Here is a 15,784-nt window from a genome sequence, read left to right as displayed (position 1 = left end):
CCGGGCAGGTCGTTACACGGTGTCACTGGCAGTGGGAGCACTCCGCACTCCCCCGTGCCGGCTCCGGTTTCCCGTCACCCGCCGATTCCCTTTCCTTGTCCCGGAGTTCACAGCCGACTATCAGAGTCGTACAGGTCACCTCTGCACCATCCCCGTCACTCACGACACCCCGGGAGCAGCAGCATGTGCGACGACGATCACGGAAACGGCATCGGCCGGCGCGCGCTGTTCGTGACGGGCGCAGCCGCCGCGCTTACGTTGGGAAGCGTGAGCTTCGCGAGCGGCGCCGAGGCCGCGGCAGACGGCGACCAGGAGAGCCGGACGGTTCGGGGCACCCTCCCGACCGGCTCGCCCGACTACGTGTACGTCCCCGTCGAGGTCCCGGCGGGGGTCAGCGAGCTCAGGGTGGCGTACACCTACGACAGACCGTCCGTCCCGGCCGGCACCCAGGGCAACGCCCTCGACATCGGCGTCTTCGACCAGCACGGCACGGACCTCGGCGGCCGGGGCTTCCGCGGCTGGTCGGGCGGGGCGCGCACGGAGTTCTTCGTCCGCGCCGACGACGCGACGCCCGGCTACGTCCCCGGCCCGGTGCACGCCGGCACCTGGCACGTCGCGCTGGGCCCGTACACGGTGTCCCCGCAGGGGCTGTCGTACGAGCTCACGATCACGCTGACGTACGGCGAACCGGGCGTCGCCCCGGAGCCGGTGTACCCGCCGGAGCGGGCGAAGGGGCGGGGCCGGGACTGGTACCGGGGCGACTGCCACCTCCACTCCTGGTACTCGGACGGGCGCCGCACACCCGCCGAGATCGCGGCGCTGGCGCGGGCGGCGGGCCTGGACTTCATCAACACGTCGGAGCACAACACCCACTCCTCGCACCCCCATTGGGCCTCGGAGGCGGGTGACGACCTGCTGATCCTGCTCGGCGAGGAGGTCACGACCCGCAACGGTCACGTCGTCGCCCTCGGCACCGAGCCCGGCACCTTCGTCGACTGGCGGTACCGGGCGCGCGACAACCGCTTCGGCCGGTTCGCCCGCGAGATCCGCCGCTCCGGCGGCCTGGTCGTACCCGCGCATCCGCATGCCACCTGCATCGGCTGTGCCTGGAAGTTCGGCTTCGGGGAGGCGGACGCGGTCGAGGTGTGGAACGGCCCCTACACGCCCGACGACGAGGTGGCCCTGGCCTCCTGGGACGCGACCCTCGTGGCCTCCGTCCGGGAGAACCGGGAGTGGCTCCCGGCGATGGGCAACAGCGACGCCCACCGCGAACCGGACGCGGTCGGTCTGCCCCAGACCGTCGTCCTGGCCGACGACTTGACGAGGGCGGCGATCCAGGACGGTATTCGGGCAGGGCGTTCCTATGTCGCCGAGTCGAAGAACGTCTCCCTGGCCTTCACGGCGACGGGGACAAAGGGCGAACACGCCGGTATCGGCGAGCGGTTGAAGGTGGCCGCCGAAACCCCGGTCACGGTACGGCTGGAGGTCACGGGCGCCCCGCGCTGCACCGTCCGCCTCGTGACCGACCAGGGCGTGCTGTTCACCAGCGATCCACTGCCGGTCGCGGGCGCGGGCACCGTGGAATGGCGGACGACTCCGGCCTACGCGGCTTACGTACGGGCCGAGTTGAGGCACGAGACGGCGGCGGGGGTGGTGCCGGGGGCACTGGCGGCGTTCACGAATCCGATCTTCCTGGGTGACGCCGGACGGTGAGCCAGGGGCTCAGCGAGCGGGCGGCCCCTGGTCCGGCGGTCGGCTCAGGAGCCGCCCGGACGACGCGAAGCCCAGCCGCTCGTACACCGGCACCGCCCTGCGACCGGAGTGGACCGTCACGCGAAGGGACCCGAGGTGTGCCGCATGCTCCGCAGCGGCCTCCACGAGCGCCGAGCCGATCCCCGTGCCTCGGTGCTCGGGCATGACGAAGACGCTCTGGATGTCCGCGGACAGCCGACTCGTCGCTCCGGGGCTCGGCACACGGGGGACGGGCGCGACCCAGGCCATGCCGACGATCTCGGGGCCGAGGAGCCGGGCGGCGAACGCGAGATGCTGGTCCCGGTGGGCGGACCACCACTGCGCGAGTTCGGCCGCGAACGCGTCCAGGGACGGCTGTGCCGGCTCCTCACCACGGGTGTCCAGCCACAGCAGCCGGGCCAAGCCGGCGGTGTCGTCGTCCGCGTGCGCCTGGCCGATCCTCACGAGGTGAACCCGTCGCTCAGGTCGACGACAACGGCCGCGTGATCCGTCGGCCACACCCCGTCGACCGGCCCGTCCCCCGCCCGCCGTACGCCCCGCACATGCCCGAGCCCGCCCTTCCCCGTCGGCACCACGAAGACGTAGTCGATGCGGACACTGGGCCCGAACGTGCCCGCCACATAGGGATTCGCGAGGTCCCAGGTGGCGGAGGGAGCACCCGGCTCCGCGAAGTCCCAGGCGTCGACGAGGACTTGGCCGGGCACGGGCGGTGCCGTCTTGTAGCCGCCGAAGAGGCGGACCTCGTCGGAGTCCGGCCAGGCGTTGAAGTCGCCGGTGACGACGGGCGGGAACGGGCCGTCGCCGGTGTGTGCGGCGACGAACTCGGCGAGTGCGGTGACCTGTTGGCACCGTACGGCCGAGGCGTCGGTGGCGGAGGAGAGGTGGACGGTGAAGAAGGGCACGCGGTGGTGGGGCGCGTCGAGCGCCGCGTACAGCGCGAGCCGGCCGCCGTCCCCGTCGCCCGGCGGCAGCGGCAGTACGGCCCGCTCGGCGACGGGCCAGCGGCTGAGGATCGCGTTGCCGATGCCGACGGTGGGGTCGCCGAGGCGCCGCTGCCAGAACCCGGGGTCGTGAGAGGCTCCCCACGTCCAGTGCATACCGAGCTCACCGGCGAGCCACGCGGCGAGATTCGTACCCTCGGCGTCCCACACCTCCTGCAACCCGACGACATCGGGCCGCAGTTCACGCAACACGGCGAGAATCGCCTGCTGCCGGGCCTCCCAGGGGCCGTACCGCCACCACAGGTTCCATGTCACGACGCGCACGGGATCATTGAAGTCCACGGACGCAGCCAGCCGACAGGAGATCCGGAAACCGATGCCGAGCACACCCGAGTCCAAGTACCGCAGCATCCGCCGAATCCAGCGGGTGCTGAACCCGGTCACCCGCCGCCTACCCACCCAGACCGTCCTGGAGACCACCGGCCGCGTCTCCGGGCAGCCGCGCCGCACCCCGCTCGGCGGACGCCGTGTCGGCGACACCTTCTGGCTGGTCTCGGAGTTCGGCGAACTCTCCCACTACGTCCGCAACATCAAGGCGAACCCGGAGGTCCGGGTCCGCATCATGGGCCGCTGGCACACCGGTACGGCACACCTGCTCGCGGACGACGATCCCCGCGCCCGCCTGCGCACCCTGCCCCGCTTCAACAGCGCGGCGGTGAAGGCGATGGGGTCGAACCTGCTGACGGTGCGGGTGGATCTGCGGGACTGAACCTCCAGGGCCGTTTCCTCACCCCGGCCAGACGATCGCCTGCACCTCGCTGTACGCGTGCAGCGCGTACGAGCCGACGTCCCGGCCGACGCCGCTCTTCTTGAAGCCTCCGAACGGAGCCTCCATGTTGCGGCCGACCGTGTTGACTCCGACCCCGCCGGCCCGCAGCAGCCGTGCCACGCGGAAGGCCCGTGCCACGTCGCCGGACCAGACGTAGTCGATGAGGCCGTAGTCGCTGTCGTTGGCGAGGGCGATCCCTTCCTCCTCCTCGTCGAAGGGGGTCACCACGACGACCGGACCGAAGATCTCCTCGCGCACGACGCGCATCTCGGCGGTGCAGTCGGCCAGGACGGTGGGGGCGACATGGAACCCCGGCCCGTCGGACGGGCGTTCGCCGCCCGCGACGACCACCGCGCCTTCCTTGCGGCCCAGTTCGACGTACGACTCCACGCGCTCCCGGTGCGCCGCCGAGATCACCGGCCCGACCACCGTGTCCGGCGAGCGCGGGTCACCGACCTTCAACCGACCCGCGTAGGCGGCCAGTTGCTCAACAACCCGGTCGTACACGCCCCGTTGGGCCAGCACCCGCGTCGGCGCCGTGCAGATCTGCCCGCTGTAGAAGGAGAAGGTCGTGCCGATCCCGGAGACGGCGGAGGCGAGGTCCGCGTCGTCGAAGACGACCGCCGCGCCCTTGCCCCCCAGCTCCATCAACTGCCGCTTCATGCCCCGCCCGCACACCTCGGCGATCCGCTGTCCGACCGCCGTGGACCCGGTGAAGCTGACCATGTCGACGTCCGGCGACTCCACGGCCGCCTCCCCGACCTCCACGGCACGCCCGTTGACGACGTTCACGACCCCGCGCGGCACCCCGGCCGCCTCCAGCGCCTCCGCCATCCGGTAGACGGACAGCGGGTCCTGCGGGGCGGGTTTCACGACGACCGTGTTGCCCATGGCGAGGGCGGGGGCGATCTTCCCGGCGGGGTTCGCCCACGGGTTGTTGTACGAGGTGATGCACGTGACGACACCGACCGGCTGCCGTACGGCAAGCGCCCCCATGACGGCCGCCCGCCCGAACGGTCCGGCCTCGTTGACCTGCGGCGGGATCGCCCACTCGGCCGGCTCCACGGTCGCGTACCGCCGGAACCGGGCCGCGGCCACCCCTACCTGCATGCCCCGCGCGGTCCCGGTCGTGGCGCCGGTCTCCGCCTGGCCGAGTTCGGCGTACGGCACCAGCTTGCCGCGGATGATGTCCGCCGCCCGACCGAGGATCGCCGCGCGTTCCTCGGGCGGTGTGCGCGACCACGGCCCGAAGGCGTCCCGGGCGGCAACAGCCGCGGCGAACACCTGCTCCCGCGAGGCCTCCGGCGCCCACCCCACGGTCTCCTCGGTCGCGGGATCGACCACGGCGTAGTGCCCGCCGTCCGGCTCGACCCACTCCCCGCCGACGAACAACCGCTGCCCGTCCGACACTTGGGAACTCACCTGGTGCTCACCGTCCTGGTGTCCCGCCCCGACCGCAGCACCCGCCCCGGCACGGACCCGCTCACCACGTCGTCCCGGATGGCTTCGACTCCGTTGACCCACACGGCCCGTATCCCGATCGCCTTGGAGTCCAGGCGCGGGCTGTCACCCGGCAGGTCGTGCACCAGGGTGGCCTTGCCGGCGTCGATCCGCTCCGGGTCGAAGAGCACCAGGTCCGCATGCCAGCCCTCCCGCACCTGCCCGCGCTCCCGCAGCCCGAACAGCCGCGCCGGATCGTCGGTCAGCATCTTCACCGCCTGCTCCAGCCCGACCAGCTTCCGCCCTCGCAGACAGTCCCCGATGAACCGGGTCGTGTACGGCGCCCCGCACATCCGGTCCAGATGCGCCCCCGCGTCGGAACCGCCGAGCAGCACGTCCTCGTGCTGCCAGGTCTCGGCACGCAGGGCCCAGGAGGCCGGGTCGTTGTCGGAGGGCATCGGCCACAACACGGTCCGCAGCCCGTCGGCCGCACAGATCTCGACCAGGCACTCGAAGGGCTCCTGACCGCGCTCGGCGGCGATGTCCTTGACCACCCGCCCGGTCAGCCCCTCGTTGGCCTCGCTGTACGTGTCCCCGATCACATACCGCCCGAAGTTCGCGAGCCGCCGGAAGACCCCGGCCTCCTTGCTGTTCGCCCGCAGCAGCATCTGCGCACGTACGCCGGGTTCGCGCAGCGTGGCGATCCGCTCCGGCACGGGCAGGCTCAGGATCGGCCCCCACCCGGGTATCAGGTTCAGCGCACAGAAGGTGCCGAGGGACATGTTCATCGGCGTGAGGATCGGCATGGTGAGCGCGACGACCCGGCCGCCGGCCTTCCGCGCCCGCTCGCTCGCGAACAGCTGCCGGGGCACGCGCTCGGGGACGGCGGCATCGATGGTCAGCACATTCCAGTTCAACGGCCGCCCCGCCACCGCGCTCATCTCGACGAACAGATCGATCTCCGCGTCACTGAACTGATCCAGACACCCGGCGACGATCGCCTCGATCTGCGTCCCCTCGTGCTCCCCGACGGCCCGTGAGAGGGCCAGCAGCTCCTCCGGCCGGGCGTGCCGCGAGGCGACGGGCTGTCCGTCGCCGTCCGAGTGGGTGGAGGACTGGGTGGTGGAGAAACCCCAGGCGCCCGCGTCCATGGCATCGTGCAACAGCCTTACGATCTCGGCGAGTTGCTCCTCGCTGGGCTGCCCGCCGACCGCATCCGGCCCCATCACGTACCGGCGCAGGGCACAGTGCCCGACCATGAACCCGGCGTTGACGGCGATCCGCCCTTCGAGCGCGTCCAGATACTCGCCGAAACCACGCCAGCTCCAGGGCGCCCCCTCCTCCAGCGCGACCAGCGACATCCCCTCGACCTTGGACATCATGCGGCGCGTGTAGTCGGCGTCCCCCGGTTTCAGGGGCGCGAGCGTGAACCCACAGTTCCCGGCGGCGACGGTCGTCACGCCGTGGTTGAGGGAGGGCGTCGCATACGGGTCCCAGAACAGCTGGGCGTCGTAGTGGGTGTGGGGGTCGACGAATCCGGGCGCGAGCACGAGATCGTGCGCGTCTTCACTGGTGCGGGACTCCTCGGTGATCGTCCCGATCGCGGCGATCCGCCCGTCCCGCATGCCGACATCGGCGGTGTACGCGGGCGCGCCCGTCCCGTCCACGACGGTCGCACCCTTGATGACGTGATCAAACACAGGGTGACTCCTTGAGATACGTGACGCATACCTACCTAGGGGCGCGGGGCTGTATCGATTTGCGGCTGTCGCCGCGTGAGCGCGACCAGCCCCCACACACCCGCAGCCGCCGTACAACCTCAGGCGGTCTCCCGGAACCGCGTAGTCCGATGAACAGGATCCGTGTCGATCTTCGGAATCACGTGCTCCCCGATCAACCGAATCGTCTGCAGCGTCTCCTCCTTCGGCACCCCCACCGGCAACCCGAAGCTCAGCTGATCCGCCCCGGCCTGTTCCCACCGCTTGCACTGCGTGAGCACCTCGTCCGGATCCCCGCAGATCAACAGCTCTTCCTCCACGAGGAGTTCGACGAACTCGGGCGTGTACTCGGGCAGCGTCTCCGGCCACACGGGGAACCCCTCGGGCCGCGGGAACGTGTCGTGGTACCGGAACACCAGCGAGGGCAGATAGTGCAGCCCCCCGCTCGTGGCGATCCGGATCGCCTCGTCGTGCGTGGGAGCACAGATCGCCGTCGTCGTCACCATCACGTTGTCGTTGACGAACGCCCCCACCGGCTCGGCGTTCACGATCGCCGTCTTGTACTGCTCCAGCACCCACTCCATGTCGGAGACCTTCTGGATGCTGAACCCTAGGACGCCCAGCCCCTTACGGGCGGCCATGGCGTACGACGGAGGCGAGCCGGCGGCGTACCACATCGCGGGGTGCGCCTTGCCGTACGGCTTGGGCAGGATCTTGCGCGGCGGCAGCTGCCAGTGCTTGCCCTGGAAGCCGACGTACTCGTCCTGGAGCCACATCTTGGGGAACTCGGCGATGGTCTCTTCCCAGATCTCCTTGGTGTAGTTCATGTCGGTGACGCCCGGTATGAACCCGAGGATCTCGTGCGACCCGGCACCCCGCCCGCTGCCGAACTCGAAGCGGTTGCCGGAGAGATGGTCGAGCATGGCGACCTTCTCGGCGACCTTCACCGGGTGGTTGACCTGGGCGAGCGGGTTGAAGATTCCCGAGCCGAGGTGGATGCGTTCCGTCGCGTGGGCGAGGTAGCCGAGGTAGACGTCGTTCGCCGAGAGGTGCGAGTACTCCTCCAGGAAGTGGTGCTCGGAGGCCCAGGCGTACTTGAAACCGGACTTGTCCGCCTGGATGACGTACTCGGTCTCCTCCATCAGCGCCTTGTGCTCGGCCAGCGGGTCCGTTTCGGCACGCTTGCCCACGTATCCCTGTACAAAGAGCCCGAATTCCAAGGAGGTTCACCGTCCCAAGTCCAGGTGGTACCTATGAGTGCTACGACTTTCTGACGTAGCGTCAGATTCGTCAATAGATGACGCCCCGTCAGATGACGCTGACTCCCGCCAGCCAGCCCCCGTCGATCACGAAGGGCTGCCCGGTGATGTAGGAGGAGTCGTCACAGCTCAGGAAGAGCGCGAGGCGGGCGACCTCCGCCGGCTTCCCGATCCGGCCCAGCGGCACGAGCTTGCGGTACAGCTCGTCCAGGGCCCGGGACATCTCCTCCGCGTCGGCGTCCGGGTCGAGTTGGGCCGGGTTGGACATCGCCGTGTCGATGGCGCCGGGGCACATCGCGTTGACCCGTATCCGCCGGCTCGCCAACTCCAGCGCGGCGACCCGGGTGAGCCCGAGGATCGCGTGCTTGGTCGCCGCGTACGTCCCCACGGCAGCCATCCCCGTCAGCGCCGTGTACGAGGCCGTGTTGACGATCGTGCCGCCGTCCTCCATCGCCGCCGCCACGGTCTTGATCCCGAGGAAGCAGCCGACCTGGTTGACCCGCACGACCTGCATGAACTCGTCGAGAGGCGTGTCCACAAGGGAGTTGAACCGCAGGATCCCCGCGTTGTTGACCAGCCCGTCGATCCGCCCGTACATCTCCTTCGCGGCCCCCACGGCGGCCCCCCAGTCCGCCTCCTCGCCGACATCGAGATGCACATAGGACGCGCCCAACTCCTTGGCCAGCGCCTCCCCTTGCTCATCCAGCACATCCGCCACGACGACGCTCGCGCCCTCCGCCGCGAACAGCCGCGCCTCCTGCTCCCCCTGCCCGCGCGCCGCTCCGGTGACCAGAACGACACGCCCGTCCAGCTTGCCCATGCGGGCCTCCTCGGGATCGGTGGATGCGGGCATCGTAGCGCCGCATCTGACGAAGCGTCAGATGCGGAGACGGGGCACCTTCAACGGGAGGCAGGCCTTGCACAAGCACACTTGAAGTGACCGCAGAGTAGGAACATTCAACCCTGGCCATATCTCTGCTTGACTCCAAGAATGCCGGTCGTGGCAAAGCGGAGATTACGCAACAGGAAAGTCAGGTACGTCGCGATCGCCGCGGCACTCGCCACCGGCGGCGGACAAACTCGCCGACTGCCGGTTCATCGACGTCCAGTTCAAGGCGAACAGCCTCGGACCCAACGAACGCGTCTCCGCGGTGACCGACAACTGCGGTTCCACGGGCACCGCGACGAAGACCTTCAACGTCAGCACCTCGGTGACGAGGACCATTCAACTGGAGGAGGGGTCCACCACCGATGCCGGCACGAAACTCGGGAACTCGTTCTTCGAGATCGGTCTGAAGTTCAGCACGTCGACCATCAACATCACCCGTGACGACAAGACGACCACCTTGGCGTTCAGCCGGACGGACACCGTGCAGGCCGACAGCATCGCCTTCTGCATGTGGTCCGCCAAGCGCACCGATGTGAGCGGATTCCTCAGGGCCACGTACAAAGAAGCGCAGGACGGACAGACGGTGTTCTTCGCGCCCAGCGAGGGGGCGGCGACGGTACACGTCTTCCATCCCCAGATCCTGAACAACGGAACGCCCGACGGGCGGCTGTGGCTGCGGAACGTGAAATGTGGAACGAACGAGGCCAGTGGAATCCAGAACTCGACGAATTCCCTTCGGTCGGAACCCGGATTCGGTCAGGGCGGCGACAACATCGCCGACGTGGAGATACCGTTGACGGAGATCCCGGCACCGTGATCGCCCCGATCTCCCGGGTTCGCCCGGTTCTCAGGTGCGAAGCACGGGCGTGGTTCCCAGCCGGCGCAGGACCGCGTCCGTGCCGCTCCTGGCGTCCAGCTTGGCGTAGATGTTGCTGAGGTTGTTGCGGACGGTCTTCTCGCTCAGCCGTAGGCGCTGCCCGATCTGCCGCGCGCCCAGGCCGGTCGACAGGAGTTCCATGATCTGCTGCTCGCGGGGCGAGAGCAGCGCGCGCAGCCGCTCCATCACGTCGTCGGCCGCGGCCATTCGCTGGGCTCCCACCCGGAGGGCGGCGGCCGCGGACGGCGAGAGGTAGATGTGCCCGCTGGCGGCCGCCTTGGCCGCCGAGGTCAGTAGCTGGTCGCAGTAGTCGGCCTCGACCAGATAGCCCGCCCCGCCCCGCTCCGGAACACCTCGACCACCGTCCCGGTGTCCCGGCGCGGACTGATGACGATCACCGGAATGCCCCGGGATCCGAAGTGGTCCAGCAGCCCGGGGAAGGACACGGCCTGATCCACGCAGCGCAGCAGGACGACGTCCGCCGTGGTCTCGCGCGGCCCGTGGTGGGGCGGTGACAGACTCAGCACGTCGCTGACGAACGGGTCGTCCGGGGTCGGCCAGTCGTCAGGGGGCCAGGGATTCCCGGCGGAGGCCAGCAGGACGGTGAGCCGCTGGGAGGATCGCACTTCGGGGTCCTTCCGCCGGAGCCATGGCGTCCGTACGTCCGCATACGCGGCTCGGCGTGACCGTGTTCAAACAGGGCGTGATCAGAGCAGGGGCGCCACCTCTGTGCCGAACTCGCTTATCTGGTCGGTTAGTTCGGTGCGGTCGCGGCAGCGGAACCGCACCTGGATCTGGTCCACACCCATCGCCCGGTAGGCGCGGAGGGACTCGGCGAGGCAGTCGGGGGCTCCGGTGAGCGTACGCCGCCCGACCTCCCAGCCGGGCTCACCGACGTACAACGGCTCGGTGATGGCCCCGAACACGAACGGCCCCTCCACGGCGGCCTCTTCGCGCAGCCGCCGGATCCGCTCGATCTGCGCGGGCAGCCGGTCGCGCGGGTCGCCCTGCGGCAGCCAGCCGTCCGCCTTGAGGGCGGCCCGGCGTACGGCGGCGGGTGAGGAGCCGCCGACCCAGATGGGCACGTGCTCCCGCGCGGGCCTGGGCCGCTGTCCCAGCCCCTGGAAGTCGTACAACTTGCCGTGGTGCTCGGGGAATTCGTCCGGGCCGAGGGCGGCGCGCAGGGCGTCGATCGACTCGTCGAGGACGGGCCCGCGGCGGTCGAAGTCGACGCCCAGCGCCTCGAACTCCTCCCGTACGTGCCCGGCGCCGACCCCGAGGAGCAGCCGGCCCCCGCTGAGGTGGTCGAGGGTGGCGTACTGCTTGGCGGTGATCAGCGGATGGCGCAGCCCAACGACCGCCACGTGGCTGAGCAGTTGGACCCGCTCGGTCACTCCCGCCAGGAAGGAGAGGGTGGCGACGGGGTCGTACCAGATGGTGCTCATCGCGGCGGCGAGGCGGCGCGGGACGCCGACGTGGTCGCAGCCCGCGATGTAGTCGAAGCCGGAGCGGTCGGCGGCGCGGGCGATCTCGACGAGGTCGGCGGGGCCCGCGTCGGCCTCCCAGGGTTCGGCGTAGATGGTGCTCTGGGACTGGACGGGCAGCTGGATGCCGTAGGCGAGGCCGCTCACTCGGGGCCCTCCCACAGGCCTTCCGGCGTCAGCCCCAGCAACTCGATCGCGTTCCCGCGCACGATCCGCTCGACCACGTCCGGTGCCAGGTGGCCCATCTGTGCCTCGCCGACCTCGCGGGACTTGGGCCAAGTGGAGTCGGAGTGGGGGTAGTCGGTCTCGTACAGCACATTCCCGACGCCTATGGAGTCGAGGTTCTTCAGGCCGAAGGCGTCGTCGAAGAAGCAGCCGTAGACGTGCTCGGTGAAGAGTTCGGACGGCGGGCGGTGGACCTTGTCGGCGACGCCGCCCCAGGCGCGGTTCTCCTCCCAGACCACGTCGGCGCGCTCCAGGATGTAGGGGATCCAGCCGATCTGGCCCTCGGCGTACATGACCTTGAGGTCGGGGAAGCGTTCGAACTTGCCGCTCATCAGCCAATCCACCATCGAGTAGCAGCAGTTGGCGAAGGTGATGGTGGAGCCGACCGCCGGCGGGGCGTCGGCGGAGGTGGAGGGCATACGGCTGCTGGAGCCGATGTGCATGGCGATGACCGTGCGGGTCTCGGCGCAGGCCGCCAGGAAGGGGTCCCAGTCGTCGGTGTGGATGGACGGCAGGCCGAGGTGCGGGGGTATCTCGGAGAAGGCGACGGCGCGGACGCCGCGGGCCGCGTTGCGGCGGACCTCGGCGGCGGCCAACTCCGCGTCCCAGAGCGGGATGAGGGGAAGGGGTATGAGGCGGCCCTGCGCCTGGGGGCCGCACCACTCCTCCACCATCCAGTCGTTGTAGGCACGGACGCAGAGCAGCCCGAGCTCGCGGTCGGCGGCCTCGGTGAACGTCTGGCCGCAGAAGCGCGGGAAGGTCGGGAAACACAGCGCGGACTGGACGTGGTTGACGTCCATGTCGGCGAGCCGGGACGGAACGTCGTACGACCCCGGACGCATCTGCTCGTAAGTGATGACTTCGAGCTTGATCTCGTCCCTGCTGTAGCCGACTGCGGTGTCGAGGCGGGTGAGCGGGCGGTGCAGATCCTCGTACACCCACCAGTCGCCGATCGGTCCGTCGTCGCCCGGCTCGCCCATCACGGGCTTGAACCGGCCGCCGAGGAACGTCATTTCCTTCAGCGGCGCGCGCACTACGCGCGGGCCGGTGTCCAGGTACTTCTTGGGCAGCCGGTGCTGCCAGACGTCGGGGGGCTCCACGGTGTGGTCGTCGACGGAGATGATCGGAGGGAGGGTCGTCTGGTCGGTGTTCTGGGTGTCCATGGCGCCACGGTAGCGCCGATCTGACGACCCGTCAGCTAGCTGGATCCGGGTTCGGGGTGCTCGGTTCTGTGCGGAACTGCGCGCAGGCCGTGTGAGGGCCTTGTGATATCCCGCGCGGCGACCTGTGAGCGGTGTCTCCGAGTGCTGACGCGACCGCCGCGAACAAGGCAAACTGTCGTAGTTATCAGGCATGCCTAGGGGGAACGGCGATGGACGGTGGACCGCGAGTACCGGAGCAGCGGCGCCCCGACTCCGACTCGGAAGAGTCGACGGCGCTGTGCTTCAGCGTGCTCGGTCCGGTACGTGCCTGGCGGGGCCCCGATTCCCTCGCCACCGGCTCGCCGCAGCAACGCGCCCTGCTGGCCGCGCTGTTGCTGCGCGAGGGCCGCACGGCGACCGCCGCCGAGCTGATCGACGCCCTGTGGGGCGAGGAACCGCCCTCGCAGGCGCTGGCCGCGGTGCGCACCTACGCGTCCCGGCTGCGCAAGGCGCTGGACGCCGGGGTGCTGGTCAGCGAGTCGGGCGGGTACGCCGTACGGGGCCTGCCCGAGGGCGCGCTGGACGCGGCGGTGGCGCAGGACCTGGCGATGGAGGCGGAGAAGGCGAAGTCGGCGGGCGACCTGTGCCACGCACGGGACCTGCTGGGCCGCGCGCTCGCCCTGTGGGACGGGGAGGCGCTGGCCGGCGTACCCGGCCCCTACGCGGAGGCGCAGCGCGTCCGCCTGGAGGAGTGGCGGCTCCAACTCCTGGAATCCCGCCTCGACATGGACCTGGAGCAGGGCTGCCACGCGGAGGCGGTCAGCGAGCTGACGGCCCTGACGGCCGCACATCCCCTCCGGGAACGCCTCCGTGAGCTGCTGATGCTCGCGCTGTACCGCTCCGGCCGCCAGGCCGAGGCCCTCGCGGTGTACGCCGACACCAGGCGCCTGCTCGCCGACGAACTGGGCGTGGACCCGCGCCCCGGTCTGCGCGAGCTCCAGCAGCGCATCCTCCAGGCCGACCCGGGCCTCGCGGAACCGTCCGCACCGGCGCCGGAGACCGCGCCCGCACCGGTTCGTCCCCACCAACTCCCGGCGACGGTCCCGGACTTCACGGGCCGCGCGGCCTTCGTGTCGGAACTGAGCGAGGTCCTGGCATCGGCCGAAGGCCGCGTCATGGCGGTCTCGGCGCTGGCCGGCATCGGCGGCGTCGGCAAGACGACCCTCGCGGTCCACGTCGCCCACCAGGCCCGGTCCGCTTTCCCCGACGGCCAGTTGTACGTCGACCTCCAGGGCGCGGGCTCGCGTGCGGCGGAACCGGAGACCGTACTCGGCGCGTTCCTGCGGGCGCTCGGCACCGCGGACTCCGCGATACCGGACTCCCTGGAGGAACGCTCGGCGCTGTACCGGTCGGTGCTGGACGGCCGCCGGATCCTGGTGCTGCTGGACAACGCGCGGGACGCGGCCCAGGTCAGGCCGCTGCTGCCGGGCACGGAAGGCTGCGCGGCGCTGGTGACTTCGCGGGTGCGGATGGTGGACCTGGCGGGAGCCCATCTCATCGACCTCGACGTGATGTCGCCCGAGGAGGCGTTGCAGCTCTTCACGAAGATCGTGGGCACCGAACGCGTCGCCGCCGAACGGGAATCCGCCCTGGACGTGGTCGCCGCGTGCGGCTTCCTCCCCCTGGCGATCCGCATCGCTGCCTCCCGGCTCGCGGCCCGCCGCACCTGGACGGTCTCGGTCCTCGCGGCGAAACTCGCCGACGAACGGCGGCGGTTGGACGAGTTGCAGGCCGGCGATCTGGCCGTGAAGGCAACCTTCGAGCTGGGCTACGGCCAGTTGGAGCCGGCGCAGGCGCGCGCGTTCCGCCTCCTTGGGCTGCCCGACGGCCCGGACATCTCCCTCGCCGCGGCAGCGGCCGTACTGGACCTGCCCGTCGAGGAGACCGAGGACCTGCTGGAGTCCCTCGTCGACACGTCGCTGGTCGAGTCGGCGGCTCCGGGGCGGTATCGCTACCACGACCTGGTACGGCTCTACGCGCGTGCGTGCGCCGAGCGGGACGAGCGGCCGCCGAGCGAGCGGGATGCGGCGGTTTCGCGGTTGCTGGACTTCTATCTGGCCACGGCGGCGGGGGTGTACGGGATCGAACGGCCGGGAGACCGGCTGGTGGACCACCTGGAGGTCACCCAGCATCCGGGCCTGGTCTTCGACGACCGGCATCGCGCCCAGGACTGGCTGTTCGCCGAGGCCAACAGCCTCCTCGCGTTCGTCCAGCAGTGCGCGCGGAGTTCCACACTGCGGCGATCGGTCGACCTCCTCTGGGCCGCGAAGGATCTCGCCGAATCGGGCGCCAACGCCAAGCAGTACGAGGCCGCCGCCGTTGTCCTGCGTGACGCGGCCGAGGAGGCGGACGACCCTCAGGCGTGGAGCCGCGCGCTCACGACACTGACCAACGTCCATCTGGTGGCCGGCCGCTTCGACCAGGCGGACGAGCAGGCACGCCGGGCCATGGAACTGGCCCGGATCGCGGACGACCTGGCCCCTGGCTGCTGGGCCGCGAACGACCGCGGCATCATCGCGCTCTACCAGGGCCGCCACGCGGACGGCGAGGCATATCTGCAACAGGCCATCGAGAGCTTCCGGCTGGACAAGAACCTCGCCGGCGAAGCGAGCGCCCTGTGCAATCTCTCGCGTATCCATCTGGCCATGGGCCAGATCACCAGCGCGGTGGAACTCGCGCAGCAGGGCATCGTCATCTACGACCAGTTGGGCCACACCCTGCGCGGCGCCAACGGCCGCTACGCCCTGGGGCTCGCGCTCACCGGGCAGATGCGGCTCGACGCCGCCGTGGACCGGCTGACCGAGGCGCTGGAGATCTTCCGGGACAGCAGACAGCGGCTGTGGGAGGGGATGACCCTCTTCCGGCTCTCGGAGGCGCACCTCGCGGGGCACCGGTCCGCGGACGCCGCGGCTCTGGCGGAACAGGCTCTCGCCGTCCTGCGGGGAATCGGTGGCGAGTGGCGGCGCGGCAACGTCCTGACCGTTCTGGGCCGCGCGCTCAACGGGCTGAACCAGAGCGTCCGGGCACAGGCCTGCTGGCAGGAGGCTCTCGTCATCTTCGATCAGCTGGGTTCGCCGGAGGCCGCGGAGGTGCGGTCGCTCCTCCGCCCGGCGGCTGCCGCCTAGGGGCCGCCGCGTCCTCGGGGAGGTGCCCGGGAGACCAGCTTCC

At 70.4% G+C, this 15,784-nt stretch carries 13 protein-coding genes and 1 pseudogene; 4 read left to right on the top strand and 10 right to left on the bottom strand.

Going from position 1 to position 15,784, the window contains the following annotated elements; all coding sequences use genetic code 11:
* Positions 1 to 183 precede the first annotated feature (183 nt).
* Complete coding sequence (locus tag AB0I51_RS05155) at positions 184 to 1,713, top strand: CehA/McbA family metallohydrolase (RefSeq protein ID WP_362971558.1); 1,530 nt, start codon at positions 184 to 186, stop codon at positions 1,711 to 1,713.
* Positions 1,714 to 1,722: 9 nt separating this feature from the next.
* On the opposite strand, the gene AB0I51_RS05150 is transcribed toward AB0I51_RS05155, so the two are convergent.
* Complete coding sequence (locus AB0I51_RS05150; RefSeq protein WP_362971556.1) at positions 1,723 to 2,196, bottom strand: GNAT family N-acetyltransferase; 474 nt, start codon at positions 2,194 to 2,196, stop codon at positions 1,723 to 1,725.
* Positions 2,193 to 3,017 (bottom strand): endonuclease/exonuclease/phosphatase family protein, encoded by an 825-nt coding sequence (locus AB0I51_RS05145; RefSeq protein WP_362971554.1) that lies wholly within the window; start codon positions 3,015 to 3,017, stop codon positions 2,193 to 2,195. Before AB0I51_RS05145 ends, AB0I51_RS05150 begins: the two co-directional genes overlap by 4 nt.
* 52 nt (positions 3,018 to 3,069) lie before the next feature.
* On the opposite strand from AB0I51_RS05145, the gene AB0I51_RS05140 reads away from it, so the two are divergent.
* Entirely contained in the window at positions 3,070 to 3,462 is a 393-nt protein-coding gene (locus AB0I51_RS05140) for a nitroreductase/quinone reductase family protein (protein WP_362971552.1), read from the top strand.
* Positions 3,463 to 3,480: 18 nt separating this feature from the next.
* Here AB0I51_RS05140 and AB0I51_RS05135 read toward each other — a convergent pair whose 3' ends face one another.
* The 4 genes from AB0I51_RS05135 to AB0I51_RS05120 all read right to left on the bottom strand — a co-directional run bounded on the left by AB0I51_RS05135 (position 3,481) and on the right by AB0I51_RS05120 (position 8,759).
* Positions 3,481 to 4,944, bottom strand: a complete 1,464-nt coding sequence (locus tag AB0I51_RS05135) for an aldehyde dehydrogenase family protein (RefSeq protein ID WP_362971550.1) — start codon at positions 4,942 to 4,944, stop codon at positions 3,481 to 3,483.
* Positions 4,941 to 6,680 (bottom strand): D-aminoacylase, encoded by a 1,740-nt coding sequence (locus AB0I51_RS05130; RefSeq protein WP_362971898.1) that lies wholly within the window; start codon positions 6,678 to 6,680, stop codon positions 4,941 to 4,943. The genes AB0I51_RS05135 and AB0I51_RS05130 overlap by 4 nt, the downstream gene beginning before the upstream one ends.
* A 101-nt stretch (positions 6,681 to 6,781) precedes the next feature.
* Positions 6,782 to 7,900 carry an LLM class flavin-dependent oxidoreductase gene (locus AB0I51_RS05125; RefSeq protein ID WP_362971548.1) on the bottom strand — a complete coding sequence of 373 codons (1,119 nt, stop codon included), beginning with the start codon at positions 7,898 to 7,900 and terminating at the stop codon, positions 6,782 to 6,784.
* Between the two features lie 88 nt (positions 7,901 to 7,988).
* Positions 7,989 to 8,759, bottom strand: coding sequence for an SDR family oxidoreductase (locus tag AB0I51_RS05120; RefSeq protein WP_362971896.1), 771 nt, complete (start codon positions 8,757 to 8,759; stop codon positions 7,989 to 7,991).
* 253 nt (positions 8,760 to 9,012) lie between these two features.
* Between AB0I51_RS05120 and AB0I51_RS05115 the strand changes: the two are divergent.
* Positions 9,013 to 9,645, top strand: a pseudogene (locus AB0I51_RS05115) (hypothetical protein); the annotation flags it as partial.
* A 30-nt stretch (positions 9,646 to 9,675) separates the two neighbouring features.
* Here AB0I51_RS05115 and AB0I51_RS05110 read toward each other — a convergent pair.
* The 4 genes from AB0I51_RS05110 to AB0I51_RS05095 all read right to left on the bottom strand — a co-directional run bounded on the left by AB0I51_RS05110 (position 9,676) and on the right by AB0I51_RS05095 (position 12,577).
* Complete coding sequence (locus AB0I51_RS05110) at positions 9,676 to 9,912, bottom strand: LuxR C-terminal-related transcriptional regulator (RefSeq protein WP_362971546.1); 237 nt, start codon at positions 9,910 to 9,912, stop codon at positions 9,676 to 9,678.
* A gap of 83 nt (positions 9,913 to 9,995) precedes the next feature.
* A complete protein-coding gene (locus AB0I51_RS05105) occupies positions 9,996 to 10,331 on the bottom strand; it encodes a hypothetical protein (protein ID WP_362971544.1) in 336 nt (111 codons plus the stop codon).
* A gap of 81 nt (positions 10,332 to 10,412) precedes the next feature.
* A complete protein-coding gene (locus AB0I51_RS05100; protein WP_362971542.1) occupies positions 10,413 to 11,336 on the bottom strand; it encodes an LLM class F420-dependent oxidoreductase in 924 nt (307 codons plus the stop codon).
* Positions 11,333 to 12,577 carry an amidohydrolase family protein gene (locus AB0I51_RS05095; protein WP_362971540.1) on the bottom strand — a complete coding sequence of 415 codons (1,245 nt, stop codon included), beginning with the start codon at positions 12,575 to 12,577 and terminating at the stop codon, positions 11,333 to 11,335. Before AB0I51_RS05095 ends, AB0I51_RS05100 begins: the two co-directional genes overlap by 4 nt.
* A gap of 209 nt (positions 12,578 to 12,786) precedes the next feature.
* Between AB0I51_RS05095 and AB0I51_RS05090 the strand changes: the two genes are divergently transcribed.
* Positions 12,787 to 15,741: a BTAD domain-containing putative transcriptional regulator gene (locus AB0I51_RS05090; RefSeq protein WP_362971538.1), complete on the top strand. Its 2,955-nt coding sequence runs from the start codon at positions 12,787 to 12,789 to the stop codon at positions 15,739 to 15,741.
* Positions 15,742 to 15,784: the final 43 nt, after the last annotated feature.

It is taken from the genome of Streptomyces sp. NPDC050549, from assembly GCF_040655035.1.
In the GTDB taxonomy this organism is placed as follows: domain Bacteria; phylum Actinomycetota; class Actinomycetes; order Streptomycetales; family Streptomycetaceae; genus Streptomyces.
Note: the sequence above shows the minus strand (reverse complement) of the source record. Positions and strands in the feature narration are given on the sequence as shown.

Coding starts and splice junctions, on each gene's coding strand:
- AB0I51_RS05120 (WP_362971896.1), bottom strand. CDS start 8,759: ATGGGCAAGCTGGACGGGCGTGTCGTTCTGGTCACCGGAGCGGCGCGC.
- AB0I51_RS05090 (WP_362971538.1), top strand. CDS start 12,787: ATGGACGGTGGACCGCGAGTACCGGAGCAGCGGCGCCCCGACTCCGAC.
- AB0I51_RS05155 (WP_362971558.1), top strand. CDS start 184: ATGTGCGACGACGATCACGGAAACGGCATCGGCCGGCGCGCGCTGTTC.
- AB0I51_RS05140 (WP_362971552.1), top strand. CDS start 3,070: ATGCCGAGCACACCCGAGTCCAAGTACCGCAGCATCCGCCGAATCCAG.
- AB0I51_RS05110 (WP_362971546.1), bottom strand. CDS start 9,912: ATGGCCGCGGCCGACGACGTGATGGAGCGGCTGCGCGCGCTGCTCTCG.
- AB0I51_RS05095 (WP_362971540.1), bottom strand. CDS start 12,577: ATGGACACCCAGAACACCGACCAGACGACCCTCCCTCCGATCATCTCC.